This is a genomic window from Alloacidobacterium sp. (genome assembly GCF_035631355.1).
In the GTDB taxonomy this organism is placed as follows: Bacteria; Acidobacteriota; Terriglobia; order Terriglobales; family Acidobacteriaceae; genus Alloacidobacterium.
In genome coordinates, this window is the sequence record NZ_DASQIX010000041.1 from 1 (window position 1) to 17,786 (window position 17,786).

Consider the following 17,786-nt stretch of genomic DNA (forward strand, 5'->3'; position numbering starts at 1 on the left):
CAGCTTCTTCTTTGCCAATTCAGGCGGCAATGTACGCGGCGGACCGAATCTCGACCAACTCGGCAAAATTGCCGCGTGGTTCCAGGCAGACAACCAGGGCCGCACCTATGAGGATCCAGCGGTCTGGGGATGCAGTCTGCAAGGACGCGTCTGCAATGCCGTGCTCGATGGCAAGATTGCCGCGAATGTCACGGCTGCTTACTCAACGGGAAATCCGGGTTGGCGCAACGTTTCGAAGAGCCCTCTTGAAACGAAGATGTGGTTCAACGAAACGCTGGCCAGTGGCATGGCGCCGTACTGCCACTTTGTCGGCGCGGAAAACGGGTTCGACGAAGATCGCCGTTGGCAGGAAGTTTGCGCAGACTACTTTCGCTGGACGACGCGGTATGATGCGCACCTGAAGACACGACGCTCCATCGCAAACATTGGAGTGGTGTTCGGGCAGAGCACGCAGCTTCTTTATCCCGGTCCCAGCTCGGCCCGCTCCCGCGCCTATATGCACGAAACAACACAGGGCATCTATGACGCATTGATACAAGGGCGATTTGCCTTCGATTTTGTGCATGAAGACCGTCTCGATCCGGAACGGCTGGCGAAGTACCGCGCGTTGTTGCTTCCCAACGTTGCCATGCTCAGTGACAGCCAGTGTCAGCAGTTGCGCGAGTATGTGCATTCAGGCGGATCACTGATGGCCAGCTTCGAGACCGGCCTATATGACGAAGATTTAAAGCCGCGTGCTGACTTCGGCCTTGCAGATCTGATGGGCGCAAGCAAGGCCGGCGATGCAATCGGAACCAATGGCAATGCGTATTCGGCGCGCATCGAAGCAGCGAATGGAAGCCAGGCGCACGCCATCCTTGATGGCTTCAGCAAGACAACCTGGATTGCTGGCGCGCAGAACCGTGTTCCGCTCAAGTCTATTGATAATCCACTGGTCACAGTCGTTCCAGGTTTCGTGCGCTATCCTCCGGAACTGGCTTACCCAATACAGCCGCATACCAATGAACCCGCTGTTGTGTTGCACGAGTCTGGAGCAAGCCGTACGGTCTGGTTCCCGGGAGACATCGAGCGCACCTATTGGCTTACCGGACATGGTGATCTTCTGCGTCTGCTGCACAATGCCATTCGCTGGGTCAGCCACGATGAGCGAGTGATCGATGTAGAAGGTAAGGGGTTGATCGAAATGTTTTGCTGGGAAACTTCGCCAGGTTATGCCGTTCACCTGCTCAACTACACGAATTCCAATGCACAGCATGGCTGGTTGCGGTCGGTTGTCCCTCCCGGTCCGCAGAAGGTGGCGATGAAGCTGCCGCCGGAAGTCAAGGTGAAGTCGGTTGAACTTCTTAAATCGGAGCAAAGCCCTTCATTTAGGTTCCAGAATCAGGTGCTGCAGTTTACTGTAGCCTCTCTGGAAGACTACGAAGTAGCGGCCATTACGGTCGGATGACTACAGGTAGATTCAACTGAAACGGGCTGTGGCCTCATATCGCTTCTCGCCCATGACAGGTATAGAGACCGTGTCTCTATATCGCCCAATTATTTCTGCCTGTTGGCCGTTAACGGTGACAGGTCCAAGCTTCTTGGATTTAGGCAAACGAAATTTGATCTGCAACTCCGTCGTCGTCGAAGTTTTCTCCGGCAGCACTACGGTTGAGTTGATTTGATCTGATCCAGTTGCTTTCATTCGGAAGTCCACACGGCCCCATCGCGTGGGCGCCTGGTCGATACGAATTTCCTGCCCGGAAACAACCCAATCATAAGGCAGGCCTTTGCCGAAATAGAGGCGATTTTCGTCCGAGTCTTCAAAGACCATCATCCAGCGCACCAGCATGGGGATCGTCAATTGTGCCGGGATACAAAAGAGCGCGGTTCCACCGTCGATTCCGGCTACTTCTCCCGCAGTCCAGCTTCCGCGCGTGTGATCGTGAAAACGATGAGAGTACAGAAACAGGAGAAACTCTTCAATCCGATCCAGACGCAGAAGCATCTGTGCGTAGCCGTAGGAAATGAACCCGAGAATGTCACGGTCTTGAGTGTTCGGGCGGCCTACGTTGGCAACGACACCGAGTGTTGTTGCGCCGTAAGCGCGCATACAGTCAATCACAAGATTGGCCAGGTCTGGAGGAAGAACGTCTGCCTGCAATAATTCGGCATAAGCCCGATGCGGCCATTGTTGCGGGCTGGGATGTTCCTGCTGCATGGATTCCCTGAAGGTGAGTTTGGTTCCCGGCAAAGGGCCGATGTACGGCGGATTCATATCATTGCGAACGTTCTTGCGCACGCTTTGCACTAATGCTTCAGAGATCGTGCTGCTATGGCCACTCCAGTTAGTTGCCAGTTTCTTCATCTGCGCGTCAACTGTATTAAAGCCGCTCCAGACATGCGCGATATCGCGCAGTCCTCGCACGGCCCATGCGCTGTTTGCGAAATAAGGCTGCCACCATGTCATCGGCGTCGGCGCAAGACATGAGTCAGATTCATTCCAGCCGTGGATCAATCCATAGCCGTTATCGGATGGAGAAAGTCGAAGGCTCTCGTCGTGAAGCTCCGTCAATACCGCCGCAGTCGCTTCGATCTTTTCGCGATGCTTCATCAGCAAAGCTTTGTCGCCGGTGTAGTTGTAGTAGCGGGCAATCAACGAGAGCGTAAGACCAAACTGTGCGGTCTCCGGGCCGCGCATGTTGATCATGCCTTTCGAGTCAACGAAGTCTGAGTAGCAGTTGTCGAGGACCTTCCCGGCCATATCGAAGCGGCCCCACTCAAGATTGCTATAGAGAGAGCTGGTGAAGATGTCCTGAAAGCCGTCATATTCCGGGCCGTAGTAATCGCGATCGACCGCGCCGTACTTGGGGTAGACTCCACCCGGCCGTACGATCTGCTCCTTGACAAAGGCATACTTCGCCATGTCAATCCACATCTTGTGTGGAAGCGAAGCCGAAGCGATGTCCCTAGTCAGGTCTTCCCAGTAAAGACAAAACTCTAGCAGGCCGGCATAAAACGATTCTGGCGCAGGATTTTGCCGCCGAGGAGGAAAAGGCGGATAGCTGTAGCCATATTCCGCCTTCGTGATTGCGGCATTTTCGATGCGGACTGTTCGATGCCATGTCTGCACGATGAACTGGTCTCTGGCCAACACATCACCAAAGACTATGACCTCATAGTGCGCGTTCTCACTTGAAGGCATGACCTTACGGACAGCGGGCAGCCAGCCTCCCAATAATCCATCAAAGCGTTTTGCTGCGAGCGCGGCATTTAATTCAGGGAATGACTGAACCGGATGATAAGTCCGCGTGTTGCCGCTGGGGTAAACGGGCATCGTGTCGAGACATTCCCTCGTCCCGACGATTGTTTCCCACGACCGCCGCTCCCATGGCTCCCTGAGCGGAGCTGATCCGAGCGGCGGAGCAGCGGAGCGAACTTCTTCCGGATCCGGATCGCCATTTTTCAGCAGGCGATCGGCCAGTAGGTCCGGACCTGATAAACCGATGTCGCGGATGTTGAGTCCGAGATAAGGCGGATTGCTATCGGCAAAAGCAGCTTCTGCGCTCTTGCTCAGGACCAGTCCAGTTGATTTGCCGGAAAGAAAGACAATGGCGCCGTCACGAACTCTTAGGTCCTCATAAACCTTCCAAGTTTTCCCTTCTTTTTGGACATTGCAGAGGAATGTGTAGCCAGTAACGTCGATGTTCTCAGTAGAGAGCGAGCCTGGAGTATATTTCCGCGCCTGGGCCGACGGACTCGCGCTCATAGTTTCGTTTGCTGCCGCAGGAAGCCCCTTTATTGCCGCGGTAGCCGCGGCCATTCCCTGAATGAATCGACGCCTGTCCATGATTTCTCCTATTTGTGCTGAGGTCAGCAGGTATGTTGATACGCTGCTTACTTTCTTCCGCGCAGCGTAACTATGGTCTCCGTAGCTTTCAGGGGCACAAGATATGCGCCCCTTTCCAGCTTCCAATCGCCGGGAGCTTCATAACGCGCTATACCTGCTCCGGAACCGGTCTGCGTTATGCGCAGCGGCGCTGTTTGAACGCTTTCATTTGCGGGAGCGAGATGCAGGCGGACCGTGTTGTGCCGGGCATCGAAGTCTACGCTTGTGAATTGCCCGGCATCGAGAGTCAGCCACAGGCCTACAGCAGCAATGAAGACGCGCCGGCGAAGAGAATCGAGCGTGGTAAAGCTGACAACTCCGTGCTTTTCCTCGACATTGCCGCCAAAGCAGAGCCAACCCAGGGCGGGATCATGTGTCAGATAAGTTGCCGTGTTGAGTGCGTGACCAAAGAAATTCGGTCCGTAGTCTCCGGTGTAGGGGTCGTACGCCATTTTGTCGGGGAAAGAATGAAATGCAGCAGAGGCAAATCCCTTCTGGTCAATATTGGCCAGCGGCCCCATCACCCCTCCGTAGCCTGCGCGTAGCAGGTAAAGATCGTCAGGATGGCTACGATATTCAGCAAGCAACGGGATGGCATTCAGGCCCGAACCGTAGTGATGCAGTTGGCGCTCGATGCGCTGAAACTTGCCTCCATAGAGAAAGTCCCAATAACGCCGCGCGCTGCCGTTGTACCCCCAGCTAGGGACGACGGGAGTGTAGGCAAGAATTGCATTCAGGGTGACTTCGGCCTTGTCGTTGTAGCCGAAGTAGCGCGTCCAGTCATACACCTCTTCCTGCCCGGTTGAATCCCAGGGCATTTCGCTGCCAAATGGATAGGGTTCCGTTCGCCAGATGGCGGCGCGCTGGCGCATCGTGTCTTCGAGCTTTGTTGCCTGTTCCGTCCAGCCTTCGCGCTTCAGGTCTTCGAGCAGGCGCAGGAAGACGGTGCCCTCCATCAGGCCGAAACGTGTGTAGTACGGCGCATGTGTGCGCATGGCCAGGGTCGTTTGATATGCCTGATCGAGATACCACTGCCACGGATGGTGGGTGACCAGCCCCTGATTGTTGCGCGCGATGCGATACATGGCCCAGTAAGCGGCGACCACATGGGGATAGTTATAAGTGCGGCCCAGGTCGGCTGCGTCTTTGCGGTTCCAACTGGTCCAGCTCTTCCAATCGAATTTGGGATTGTAATAGCCAGCGGGCATGGCGTCAGGCTGGTAGTAGAAGAGGCTCTTGTGAACGCCATACTTGCCATCGCCTGAGCTTTCCTGCAAATGGCCCCAGAGCACGCCATCGACAAAGCTTTCAAACTTCGCGATCTCGGCTTGGTTAGGCTCAACAAACTCCTTCATGGCCGCAGCCAGCCATGATCCTGCGCCGGCTTCGTCGCTGAGTCCAGCGATCCAGACACGTGGGTCCTGCCGGACCTGCGTGCCTGCCTGATCGTCATAGCTGATGACCGAAGGCGAGCGGTGGAATGGGTCATTGGGATCATCAAACCACTGCTCGTGAAAGAGGAAGTGGCCCATGTCAGCAACCGCTTGTGTTTCAGGCTTGATGGCGCGATAGCCGATGGACTGGATAGTCCCGTCGGCATAGGTGATGACGACGCGCGCGCGGCCCCATTGCTCTCCGCGCAGGGTGTAAAAATGCCAGCCCTTCGAGCTTTCTTCGTCTTTGTGGATTGCGATCGCTCCGGAAGGCTCGCTCGTAATGGAGCGCACGGCAGAGTTATAGCGCAGAAACAGGCGGCCCTCAATGTCCGTGGGCAAAATATATCCGGGAATGCCGACTGCGACTGGCCTGTGATGCGCCGCGAGGGTAGTTTCAATTTCGCGCACTGAGGGAGCCACAAGAAAGCGCAATCCATATCCCAGGCTCTGGCTCGGCTGCAGGACCGCCTCAGTTCCGGGGTTCCATTCTTCCACGCCCTTCCATTCCATCTCGGTAAAGCCTGCTGAATGGACCATCCAGTCGTAGAAGCCTTCGAATGTAATGCCTCGAGGGGTGGGATCGTTCAACAGAAGACCCTTACCATCAGGCGAGCGATGATCGAGGATTGGCTTGTAGGCTTCAAACGGCGTGTGGCCATCAGGAACGACGAGCAGCACTGGCCCTGTGCCTGTGAGAGGAACGACTTGCAGGTAGCCTGCATCTTCACCGATATACGGGTCGTAGAAACTGCACTTTGCATACGCCTGTTCCAGAGTTCGTCCATTCATGATGTTATTGAAGATCATGGGAATCCCCAGGCCGCCGATATGTACAGGTTTGTCGCTGCGATTGGTCAACTGAAAGTGGAGAACGAGCTCGCCGCCTCGCACTGACCAGGTGCGGACAACTGAGAGAGGAATATCGGACCGCAGAGTCGGCGCGAGGTCTGCGGAAAATTCTGTGTTACCGGATGAGAGGACACGCACTGGCATCCTCTGATGCGCGGTTGAGAAGTCCTTCCACTCCGTTTCATCGCTGCTGCGCAGGCGAAGATCGAGGTCTCCAAGATGGTAGTAGCTGTCGGCGGAGCGTTCCTTGAGCAGGTCTCCCGGAGTGTAATCAAATTGTGGAGAAACGACAGGATTCAGAGACGCCACGGTTTCCGAAGAGCGGAGCAGTGTCAGCTTGAGATCTGGGGCTTGCAGGGTTACGGATCCCTCGTCGAGCATCGGCCCCGGAGGCAGAATCGGCCGTTTCGACGGCTGTGCGAAAACACCTGTAAATGAGAAAAGGATTACCGCAAAAGCCAGATATCCGCATTTCTTGTTATTTATCATTTGTTTGTCAGGGCCGCAGCATGGTAGATTGTAAATCCAAAATTGTATATTTAGATAGATTAGTATTTGTATACCATCTGCTCTGGCCTCTTCGTTCACTCACAACGGTCTGACCAGCATATTCACAAGGAGTACCGTGTTCTGTCGAAAGCTCGTATGGATTGCCGGATTCTCGTTGTTCGCTCTTCCCTTATTTGCCCAATACACCCGCGCCGATTATGAGCGCGCGCTAAAGCTGGGTGAGACGTATCACAAGGCTGCCGGCAAAATGCCTGGGACGGCTACTTGGATCGACCAATCCTCAACGTTCTGGTTTGACGAGACGGATGGGCCGGCGCACCACTACATTCTGTATGACGCAGCGACGCTGCAACGCTCAGAACTTGATTTGGCGAAGATTGCCGCCCAGGTAACCGCGAAAGAAGGCAAGCCGCCAACAGACGAACCTTTTGCACTCCGCAGGCTGCACTTCGACAGCAAAGTGGCCGGCTTTGAATTTCGCACGGCGAAATTCCGCTGGCACTGTACGCTGCCCGGCTATGTGTGCGAATCGCATGATGTTCGCAGCGATGATGACTGGGACCCGATGCCGCAATTCGAGGGCAACGACCCGCTCAAGGCGGTGGCCTCGCCCGACGGAAAGTGGGAAGCGACCATTCAGAACTTCAACGTCTTTTTACAAAAGGCCGGAGACCACGAACACGCTTCTCCATTGAGCACCGACGGCTCTGAAGGTAACTACTATCAGCGAAGCATGTTGGCGTGGTCGCCGGACTCGCGCTATCTTCTGGCGCGTCGCGTTGTGCCGGGAATGCGACGCATGGTGCATTATGTCGAGTCATCGCCTACCGATCAACTGCAGCCCAAGATTTCCGAGATGTACTATCCGAAACCGGGAGATGTGCTCGACCGTGAACAACCTGTCCTGTTTGACATTGATACGCGGCAGGAGAAAGTCATCGATTCTTCGCTCTTCCCCAATCCGTATGAGCTGACAGATTTTGCCTGGCGCAAAGACAGCTCGGCTTTCACCTTCGTCTACAACCAGCGCGGCCACCAGGTTCTGAGCGTGCTTTCAGTGGATGCGGCGACCGGGGCTGTGCGCGAAGTGATTCGGGAAACGAGCAAAACATTTATTGAATACACTCCGCTGAATCCGGAGCCGACGGAAACAGGCAAGTTTTATCGCCACGATCTTGAAAACGGCAAAGAAATTCTCTGGCTCTCGGAGCGCGACGGATGGGCGCATCTTTATCTCTATAACGAAGCCACGGGCGGAGTAGAAAACCAGGTCACGCATGGAGACTGGGTTGTCCGCGGCGTAGACCGCGTCGATGAGGAGCATCGGCAGATTTATTTTGAAGCCAGCGGCGTTGATCCAAAGCTCGATCCGTATTTTGTCCAGGGCTACCGCATTAACTTCGACGGCTCGGACATGGTTCCCATGACCGTTGCTCCAGCCACGCATCACATTTCGTACTCGAGTGATGGCAAGTATTACGTCGATGAGTGGTCGCGCGTTGATCTTGCGCCGGTGCTTGTGCTCAAGCGGACGGAAGACCGCAAAGTAATCGCCACGGTTTCGCAGGGAGACCTGACCGGCTTGCGCGCCGCTGGATGGAATCCGCCTGAGGTCTTCGTCGCAAAGGGCCGCGACGGCAAGGCCGACATTTGGGGACTGATTTACAAGCCCACAAATTTTGATCCGTCAAAACACTATCCTGTAATAGAGGACATTTACGCAGGGCCGCAAGGCTCGTTCGTGCCGAAGTCATTTACCACGCGTGCCGAGCCGCTCACCGCTCTCGGCTTTGTGGTGGCGCGGATAGACGGCATGGGCACGAACAATCGCTCCAAGGCTTTTCATGACGTGATCTGGAAAAACCTGAAGGATGCGGGATTCGCAGACCGCATTCTGTGGCATAGAGCAGCCGCGGCCAAGTATCCCTGGTATGACATTTCCAAAGTGGGCATCTTCGGAACATCGGCAGGCGGGCAAAGCGCGATGGGCGCGCTGCTTTTCCATCCGGAGTTTTACAAGGCCGCGGTAGCCAACAGCGGCAGTCACGACAACCGCATGGACAAGATCTGGTGGAATGAGCTGTGGATGGGCTGGCCCGTCGGCCCCGAATATGCAGCATCCTCGAATGTAGACAATGCGTATCGCTTGCAGGGGCGGTTGATGCTGGTGCTGGGAGAGATGGACAAGAACGTCGATCCTTCATCGACAATGCAGGTCGTGAATGCGCTGATCAAAGCGCAGAAAGATTTCGATCTGCTCTATGTGCCGGGTGGTGGTCACGGCGCAGGTGGTGAATACGGACGAAGGCGGCTGCTGGAGTTCTTTGTGCACACGCTTCAGGGCCAGGAACCGCCGAACTTTAACGAGACCACCAAACCGGAAACCGCAAGTGGAAACAATGGAAAAGGGGCTAACGATGAACAACGGTAATTTCACGCGCAGAGGATTTCTTTCAAGCGTTGCGGCGGCTGGCGGGACTGCGCTTCTCACCCGGCCGGCGCGCGCCATTCTGGACCATTCCGCGTCTGCGAATGTGGAAACGCCTGCGCCTGCCATCGAAGACAAGATCAAGTGGAAAGCCCAGCCTTTCCCGATGCAGGACGTGCGCCTGTTGCCGGGAATGTGGACAGAGGTGATGGAACTGAACCGCAGCTGGCTCTATTCCCTTCCGAACGAGCGGCTGGCTCACAATTTCCGCGTGACAGCTGGACTGCCATCGGACGCCGCTCCGCTTGGCGGATGGGAAGCCCCGGATTGCGAGCTGCGCGGACATTATGTGGGCCACTATCTTTCATCGTGCGCCCTGATGCACGCGAGCACCGGCGACACTGTGATTCGAGATAAGGCAAATGCGCTTGTGGTCATGCTGGCCCAGTGCCAGCAGAAGAATGGCTATCTCGGCGCTTATCCGGAGACGTTCTATGATCGTCTGCGCAATGGTCAGAGGGTCTGGGCGCCTTTCTACACCTACCACAAAATCCTGGCCGGCCATCTCGACATGTATCAGCTATGCGGCAACAAGCAGGCGCTCGATACGGCGACCAACATGGCGGATTGGGCGATTGCCTGGACAAAACCGCTCGACGAAGAGCACTGGCAGAAGATTCTGCTCGTCGAACAGGGCGGCATGATGGAGTCTGCCTTCAACCTGTATGGAATTACCGGCGAGACGAAATATCGCGACCTTGGGTACCGCTTCGAGCACAAGAAGTTCTTCGATCCCTTGGCTGCTGGCGAGGACAAGCTGGGTGGCAACCATGCAAATACAAACATCCCCAAGGTGATTGGCGCGGTGCGCGGATACGAGTTGACCGGTGACGAGCGCTATAACCAGATAAGCCACACCTTCTGGAATGAAGTTGTAGAACACCACAGCTACTGCACCGGAGGCACCAGTAATGGAGAGTTCTGGCATGAGCCTGACGCCATTGCTTCGCAGCTTGGCGGCGCGGCGGAAGAATGCTGCTGCAGCTACAACATGATGAAGCTGTCGCGTCACCTGTTCGGCCAGGAACCCGATGCGAAAATCATGGATTACTACGAGCGCATGCTCTTCAACGTGCGGCTGGGAACGCAGGACCGCAATGGGATGCTGATGTATTACGTCCCGCTGGCTCCAGGGCTTTACAAAACTTTCGGAACTCCGTTCGACGCATTCTGGTGCTGCACCGGCACAGGCTCGGAAGAATACTCAAAGCTGACCGACTCAATTTACTTTCACGATGAAGATTCGCTGTATGTGAATCTCTTCATTGCTTCCAGACTCGACTGGAAAGAGCGGGGCATACAGTTGATTCAGAAAACAGCATTTCCTCTTGAGGAAAAAACCACTCTGACGATCCAAGGTGCTCCCAAACGGAAGACGGCGCTGAAGGTGCGCGTTCCTTACTGGGCAACGCAGGGCGTGACGGTGAAAATTAATGGTCAGAGGCAGCAAGTCAGCGCCACGCCATCGAGCTATCTTGTGTTGGACCAGAACTGGGCAAACGGCGATACCATCGAGGTCGACCTGCCAATGTCTTTGCATATCTCTCCCGCGCCGGACAACAAGCAAGTACAGGCCGCGCTTTACGGCCCGATTGTTCTGGCTGCGCGTCTCGGCATCGACGGATTGTCCACATCGATGATTTACGGCGATTCAGGGCCGGACGGACGCGAATTCAGAATGCCGATGCCGGAAGTTGCCACCTCCGGAACATGGCTGGAACGCGCGGAAGCGACCCGCGAATATCCGCTCATCTTTCACGCCAAGGGAGAGGGCATCGTGCATACCCTCGTCCCGCTGTATCAAATCATGGATGAGCGCTATTCCGTCTATCTGAAAAATACTGCCAGCGCGTAATAATGCTCATTGCGGAAAAGGTATGCCCGCAGGCACTACACGCGTCTTCAACGCCTGCTCCACAATCTTGCTCGCGGACTTGAGCTCATCGCCACCGAGTTCAAGTCGCGGCGGGCGGACGCGCGCATTGCCAGTACCCGTCAACTGCTGCACCAGTTTGATGAGCTGGATGAATTTTGGCACCGTGTCCATGCGCAGCAGAGGCAGAAACCAGCGATACAGGTTCAGGCACTCTTCCGTCTTTCCTTCCATCGCGTAGTTGAAAAGCAGAACCGATTCGTGAGGAAAAGCGCTAACCAAACCAGCCACCCAGCCCACCGCGCCTGCTGCAATTCCTTCGACGATGGCATCGTCAACGCCAACAAAAAGCCGCAGACGGTCCCCAACAAGCGCGCGAATGGCGGTCACGCGGCGCACGTCTGTGCTGGATTCCTTCACCGCTGCGAGGTTCTCATGCTTCGCTGCAAGCTCTTCGATCTGTTCCGGAAGAAAGTCCGTACCATACGAAACAGGATTGTTGTACAGCATGCAAGGCAGAGGCGTCGCGCGAAACACTGCCTCGACATGGGCTTTCATCTCACGCCAGTCGCCGCGATAGACATAGGGCGGCAAGACCATTAACCCGGAACAACCCGCATCCTCGGCAGATTTGGCGGCCGTAACCGCCTCAGCGGTCGAGAGTGCGGAGATGGCCGCAACCACAGGCGCGCGCCCCGTTGCCGCCTTAACCATGTTTCGCAGGATCGAGTTCTTTTCTTCGAGAGACAGCGTGGCCGCTTCTCCAAGCGAACCGAGCGAGATGATTCCCGTGCAGCCGCTGTCAAGCATCCAGTGGGCGTGCCGGGCCATGAAATCGTGGTCGATCCTAAGCTGTTCATCAAAGCAGGTTGTCATTGCAGGCATTACACCTTGCCACTTCATTGCGCCTCCGTGGGAATATCGTCAGATTGGCTCGCGGATACGAGACTGGAAAGAAGAGCGGGAAAGACAGGCGGGCGGACCGAGTCCGCGCCCCATCCAAAAAGAAATGCAGTGGCCGCGCCGCAGATGCGTCCCTGGCAAGGGCCCATGCCGCAGCGGGTATGCAGTTTTGCTTCACGCCATGACGTGCAACTGTGCAACCTGCCGAAAGGCACGTCTTCGCAGCGGCATATGATGGTGTCTTCAGACGCGAGCGCTTTAAGCTCAGTACGCAGAGCGAAAGCCTTCTGCATGGCGCGCGCAAAACGCCGCCTACTTTTCATGTGACGGGCGAGATGTCTGGCTTCATCGAGAGCGCCCGCACATGCGAGTCCGGCAATCTCGCCTTCGATCAACGCCTTGTCAACGCCTCCAATTCCGGTAGGTTCGCCTGCACAAAAGACATTTTCGACTGAGGTCCTCTGCAAATCATCAACGGCAACAAAGCCATCCTGCAACCGGCATCCGACTAACACAGGCAATTCAACATTTGGTATCAGGTGGAAGCCGCAGGCGAGATAGTCGCATGCAATCTCCCATTGGCGGCGTCCGTTGCTGACAATGACTGCTTCGATCTGCCCTCCGCCGCGCGCGGCGACAGGCCAGCAGCCTGTGTGAAAATTGGCACCGCGTATTTTCACGCGATAACCCAGTACCTGCTTGACCTTGGCTGGCTCTCCCAGCAGCGCTGTGAGGAACGGAAGAATTTGGCCCTTTGTAGCTTGTTCGCAGACGGCCGCGATGCGCGCGCCGTGTTCCGCCAGATGCGCCGCAACCGCAAGAAGAAGCGGGCCAGTCCCGGCTACGACCACCGTTTTGCCGGCGATGGGCAGTCCGCCTCTCACCAGCGCATCGAGAGCGCCCGCGCCCATTACATTGGGTAGCGTCCATCCGGGGAAAGGAAGAAAGCGCTCCCGCGCTCCCGTTGCCAGGATCAGCTTTTTATAACGGAGCGTAATGGCTACGCCATCGCATTCTGCGTGCAGTACGCCATTGGCAGGATGGTCAAAGACACGGCAGCCCTGCAGGCGATCGACCGACGTAAAGTTGAGTTGAGCAAGCTGTTTTTCGGCATCCGGATGACGGGGTCGGGACAAATCTCGTCTCCATATCTGGCCGCCCGGCGCTGGATTGTCATCGACCAGACCAACGGCCTTTTTCCCACGCGCAGCCGCGATTGCCGCCGCGATCCCGGATGGCCCTGAGCCAACAACAAGAGTGTCGTAACTGAAGCTCATTGCGTTCGCACATCCATGCCGTCTTCACACACGATCTGGCAAGTCCGCTGATAAGGTCTTCCATTCACCGTCGCGCGGCATTCAAAGCAGATGCCCATGCCACATAACGGCGCGCGCGGCTCGCCCGTGACCAGCGAGTGCGGATACGCTTGCGCGTTGAGGATGACAGCGGCGACGATAGCGCCATCCGGAACCTGAATCTCATCTCCATTCAGAGTGATCGAAACTGTGGAAGTCCGCTCAGGCATATTGATAACTCTTCGCGAAACGTTCCGGGAGATACGGCTCGATAGGAATCTGTGAATCACATCCCATCAACTCGTCGGCGAGCAGCCGGGCAGTGGCGAGCGATGTGGTGATGCCCAACCCTTCATGTCCGGTCGCCAGAAAAACAGTGGGATCGTGCGATGATGGCCCTATCAAAGGAAGCTTATCGGGGGTCGCTGCGCGAAATCCAGACCAAACTCGAATGGCCGAGAGCGAAGACAGTCCGGGAAGATATGAGACGGCCCGCTCGACCATGTCTTCAAGAAGACCATGATTTACGCCGGAATCTTCGACATCAAATTGCCGCGATGACCCAATGAGAACCTGTCCAGTTTTTCGTGGCTGCACGTTAAAGGCAACCGAGTCCGCCTGCGTCGAATGAGCGCTCTTCAGATAACCGAGCTCGACCATCTGGTGGTGAATAAATCCGGGATAGCGCTCCGTAATCACCAGGTGACCCTTACGTTTTCTGATAGGAAGGTCGCCTCCCAAATCCGGTGAGTCCGCTCCGCAGGCATTCACTATGTGTCCGGCGTGGAGTTCTGTGCCATCATCCAGCGCTACGCGGCCCGTGCCCGCCTGCGTTACCGTTCGACCAGAGTAAAAAGCTACTTCCCAGTTCATTGCTTCGCGCATCAGATATCCGGCGGCGCATGGAGGATAGAGAACCGCGTCAGAAGGAACGAGTAAAGCGCCTGCCAGTGGCTGGACAAGATTAGGCTCAGCCTCGGCCAGTGCTTTTGCGTCCAGAATCTCCGCACGCACACCGACAGCCAGATAGGATGCGCGTTTTCGCCTGACCAAAACCATCTCCTCGTCATCCCGCGCGATCCACAGTGTGCCGCAGGCATCGTATTCAACTTCGGCAGGCAAAACCTCTGACAATTCTGCCCATAACATTTGCGAGTATCGCGTCAGTGCAAATTGGGCGGGCGAGTCATCCATGACAACGATGTGGCCCATCCCGGCGGCCGTCGCGCCACCGCCGATTATGTCGCGTTCAACGACTGCTGTCTTCAATCCCCTGTTAGCGCACTCAAGCGCACATGCCGTCCCGACAATTCCTGCGCCGATCACGACAACGTCATAGGTTGAACTCACAGGCGTATCCCATGAAGAAACGGGTCTTCGGGCGAAAAGAGCAGCCGGCTTTCGGAGGTCACATAAGCGGATCCCGTAATACTCGGAATGACGAGATCATCGTGAAGCTGAATCTGGCCTTCAAAGATCGTGCCCAGTATGCCTTCCTGCACCCATATCTGGCCCGGCGCCAGCTTGTTGTCGGCATAAAGACAGGCCATCTTCGCGCTCGTTCCAGTTCCGCAGGGAGAGCGGTCATACGCTTTCCCTGGGCAGAGCACGAAATTTCTGCTGTCCGCTCCCGGCGTCTGAGAGGGAGAGAACAGTTCAATGTGGTCAATCTCTTTGCCGTCGCTGCCCGAGATTCCGTTCACGTTCAAAGCGGTACGCATGGCCCAGGTGAATTCCGTGAGAACCTCCACATTTTTCAGCGATAATTCCTGGAAAGGGTGCTTATCTACCAGATAGAACCAATTGCCGCCCCATGCGACATCACCCTTGACCTCGCCAAAACCGGAAACATTTACTGAAATAGCCGACCGGGCCCGGTAGCTGGGAACATTCTCTATCGTGACTTTTCCGGAAGAGTGCAGAATGGCCTTAACGACCCCCACGGGAGTCTCAATCTTATGCTCGCCCGCAGTGATCCGACCGAGATAGGCGAGCGTCGTGACCAGTCCAATCATCCCGTGGCCACACATTCCCAGATAGCCGACATTATTAAAGAAGATGACCCCGGCAATACAGGCTTGGTCTACGGGCGGGCAAAGAAGAGCGCCGACCAGGACATCGGAGCCGCGAGGTTCGTTGATAATGGCGGAGCGAAAATGGTCATGATGCTGCGCGAAGCAATTGCGGCGTTCGGCCAACGGCCCGCTGCCCAGACCGGGACCTCCTTCGAGCACAACCCGGGTGGGCTCGCCAGCCGTATGAGAATCGACGACCTTGATGTCAGGAGAAGTCACAAAGCTTCCGCCACATTATTGTCTACAATTTTGAATACTCTTCCGTTTATACCACACGATACACTGCTATCATTCTTATTTTGCAGGCCCTGGAGCTTCCAGACTGCACGATGTTCAAATGTAACTCGTGTTGGGTATGCTGAAACAATGGTAAGTGTCTCCGTCAAGAAAAAGCGCTCGTCTTCGCGGCAAAACGTTGAGCATGGCAACAGCCTCCGAACGGCTTTCCAGGAGATCCGCGAGCTGATCGTCCACGGAAAGCTTTCTCCTGGCGCATGGATTGTCGAGGCCGATCTGGCTGACCATCTTGGGATGAGCCGCACGCCTGTGCGCAGCGCCATTCACTGGCTGCAGCGCGAAGGCTATGTCATCGAGCATAAGAACGTCAGCAAATCCCGTATGGTCGTTGCTCCCCTCACGAAAGAGGACGCGAGCGAATTGTATTCGATCATCGGGCATGTGGAAGGTCTCGCCGGGCGGCAGACGGTTGCCCTTCCTGAAGTCAAGCGGATGCAGATCGTCGGACAATTGAGATTGTTCAATGAGCAGCTGCGCAACATTGTTGCGACAAAACCGGCGCGCGCTGCCGGGATATTTGACCTGGATCGCAATTTTCATCGGGCGATTGTTGAAGCTGGCGCAGGTCCGCGTTTGCTTGCGCTGCACAAGGCCATCGAACCGCAAACGGAGAGATACTGGCGGCTGTATGCCAGCTCGATCATCAATGATCTCCATCTTTCAGTGGCCGAGCACGACGAGATCATCAGTGCCATCGATGAGGGCGACGCGGACCGGACTGAGCGCGGACTGCAAACGAACTGGAAGAACGGCTCAGAACGGCTGGCCCATGTCATCGAGCTCTTTGGAGAACGCGGAAGCTGGTAAGAATGTCCTTCGGGCGCGCTTGCGGCAAAGATTTTTCTCTTATTCTATGCGCTCTTGTGACTGCTATCGTGCCGCACTCAAGCCTGTTGATAGCACAGCTTTCTACTACCGCTTCTCCCACCCAGCAAACAATCACGGATCCTGAGTCAGAGCTGCGCGCAGGCATTGATCTTTCCCGTGCCGGTAAGCTGGAGCAAGCCATTCCGCATCTGAAGGCCGCAGCCGGGCATGTAAAAGACGAATATGCGGCGGAGTTCAATCTGGCGCTGTGCTATGTGGGAACGGGCCAGCTTGATGCAGCCGTCTCTGTGTTGAACGGTCTTCGCGCGAGCGGCCACAACACTGCCGCCATGAACAATCTTTTAGCGCAGGCATATGTTGGGGAAAAAAATCCGCGCGCCGCTCTCGATGCGCTGCGAGCAGCGGCGGCGCAGACGCCGAAAGACGAAAAGCTCTACGCCCACGTCGCGGATGCGTGCACGGACTACAAGGAATATGATCTCGGCCTGCAGGTCGTCAATCTTGGGCTGACTGAGCTTCCTCAGTCGTCCCGGCTCCATTACGAACGCGCCATGTTTCTCGCCCAGATGGACCGCTATGAAGAAGCCAAGCCTGAATTTGATCAGGCGGCGAAACTCCAGCCCGAGAGCGATGTCGCCTATCTTGCGATGGTGCAGGAAGCGCTTTACGAGGACAGGTTTGCCGATGCCGAGCGTTTCGCGCGCGCGGGCATTGCGTCAGGGCACGGCGACTATGTTCTGCTGTCGCTGCTGGGGACTGTGCTGCTCCATGCAGGCGCGGTTCCCGGCCAACCTGAATTTGCTGAAGCGAGGAAATCGCTGGAAGCGGCCGTAGCCGAGCGGCCTGATTATTCAACTGCGCAGATTGCGCTGGGGAATTTATATCTCATGGTTGGCAAGCTGAACGACGCCGTGACTCATCTCGAGGTTGGGCGCCGTCTGGAGCCGCGGAACGCCTCTGTTTACAGTCATTTAGCAAATGCTTACCAGCGGCTTGGTGAAAAGCAAAAGGCGCGGGAAATGCTGGCCATTCTGGGCCAGTTAGTGCAGAAATAAGCGCATTTTTGATGCAAAAAGAGCCGTTTTCGCGCAGGGTCTGCAATTCGGCTTAAGCATCTCTCCAAATCTCGATTTCCTGCCAGATTCTGCCGTTTCCAAGACATGAAACTAAAAATACAAAATTAGGTCTTGAAATAAATGCAAAAATGAATACATAATTTCAGTCGTCTAATTTTTACGCGGTTTCGAGAATACGTTATCCCGCCAAATATGCCGATTGAGAAGATCTCGCCGTCGCCTTGCTCCGATGGAAGTGACCTTCCAAACGGGAATGAAGACAGATCGATCAAGCAACGCACGCATTTG

12 protein-coding genes are annotated in these 17,786 nt (G+C 55.8%); 5 read left to right on the forward strand and 7 right to left on the reverse strand.

Annotated elements, in window-relative coordinates; genetic code table 11:
* The coding region (locus tag VEV40_RS07265; protein ID WP_324831205.1) for a beta-galactosidase trimerization domain-containing protein at positions 1–1,447 on the forward strand (1,447 nt) is incomplete at its 5' end.
* 12 nt (positions 1,448–1,459) lie between these two features.
* On the opposite strand, the gene VEV40_RS07270 is transcribed toward VEV40_RS07265, so the two are convergent.
* Positions 1,460–3,829, reverse strand: a complete 2,370-nt coding sequence (locus VEV40_RS07270; RefSeq protein WP_324831206.1) for a Tat pathway signal protein — start codon at positions 3,827–3,829, stop codon at positions 1,460–1,462.
* A 47-nt stretch (positions 3,830–3,876) separates the two neighbouring features.
* Positions 3,877–6,642 carry a DUF5695 domain-containing protein gene (locus tag VEV40_RS07275; RefSeq protein ID WP_324831208.1) on the reverse strand — a complete coding sequence of 922 codons (2,766 nt, stop codon included), beginning with the start codon at positions 6,640–6,642 and terminating at the stop codon, positions 3,877–3,879.
* A 136-nt stretch (positions 6,643–6,778) separates the two neighbouring features.
* On the opposite strand from VEV40_RS07275, the gene VEV40_RS07280 reads away from it, so the two are divergent.
* Positions 6,779–9,094: a prolyl oligopeptidase family serine peptidase gene (locus tag VEV40_RS07280; protein WP_324831209.1), complete on the forward strand. Its 2,316-nt coding sequence runs from the start codon at positions 6,779–6,781 to the stop codon at positions 9,092–9,094.
* Complete coding sequence (locus VEV40_RS07285) at positions 9,081–11,006, forward strand: glycoside hydrolase family 127 protein (protein ID WP_324831210.1); 1,926 nt, start codon at positions 9,081–9,083, stop codon at positions 11,004–11,006. The genes VEV40_RS07280 and VEV40_RS07285 overlap by 14 nt, the downstream gene beginning before the upstream one ends.
* A 6-nt stretch (positions 11,007–11,012) precedes the next feature.
* Here VEV40_RS07285 and VEV40_RS07290 read toward each other — a convergent pair whose 3' ends face one another.
* Genes VEV40_RS07290 through VEV40_RS07310 form a run of 5 tightly spaced genes read right to left on the reverse strand, consistent with a single transcriptional unit; the run spans position 11,013 to position 15,516 of the window.
* Complete coding sequence (locus tag VEV40_RS07290) at positions 11,013–11,927, reverse strand: dihydrodipicolinate synthase family protein (protein WP_324831211.1); 915 nt, start codon at positions 11,925–11,927, stop codon at positions 11,013–11,015.
* Positions 11,924–13,204, reverse strand: a complete 1,281-nt coding sequence (locus VEV40_RS07295) for an FAD/NAD(P)-binding oxidoreductase (protein WP_324831212.1) — start codon at positions 13,202–13,204, stop codon at positions 11,924–11,926. Before VEV40_RS07295 ends, VEV40_RS07290 begins: the two co-directional genes overlap by 4 nt.
* Entirely contained in the window at positions 13,201–13,452 is a 252-nt protein-coding gene (locus VEV40_RS07300; protein WP_324831213.1) for a (2Fe-2S)-binding protein, read from the reverse strand. Before VEV40_RS07300 ends, VEV40_RS07295 begins: the two co-directional genes overlap by 4 nt.
* The gene (locus VEV40_RS07305) at positions 13,445–14,572 is read right to left on the reverse strand and encodes an FAD-dependent oxidoreductase (protein ID WP_324831215.1); all 1,128 of its coding nucleotides are present in this window, start codon (positions 14,570–14,572) and stop codon (positions 13,445–13,447) included. Before VEV40_RS07305 ends, VEV40_RS07300 begins: the two co-directional genes overlap by 8 nt.
* Entirely contained in the window at positions 14,569–15,516 is a 948-nt protein-coding gene (locus tag VEV40_RS07310) for a proline racemase family protein (protein WP_324831217.1), read from the reverse strand. Before VEV40_RS07310 ends, VEV40_RS07305 begins: the two co-directional genes overlap by 4 nt.
* 147 nt (positions 15,517–15,663) lie before the next feature.
* Between VEV40_RS07310 and VEV40_RS07315 the strand changes: the two genes are divergently transcribed.
* A complete protein-coding gene (locus VEV40_RS07315) occupies positions 15,664–16,401 on the forward strand; it encodes a GntR family transcriptional regulator (protein ID WP_324831219.1) in 738 nt (245 codons plus the stop codon).
* Between the two features lie 56 nt (positions 16,402–16,457).
* Positions 16,458–17,477 carry a tetratricopeptide repeat protein gene (locus VEV40_RS07320; protein WP_324831221.1) on the forward strand — a complete coding sequence of 340 codons (1,020 nt, stop codon included), beginning with the start codon at positions 16,458–16,460 and terminating at the stop codon, positions 17,475–17,477.
* Positions 17,478–17,786: the final 309 nt, after the last annotated feature.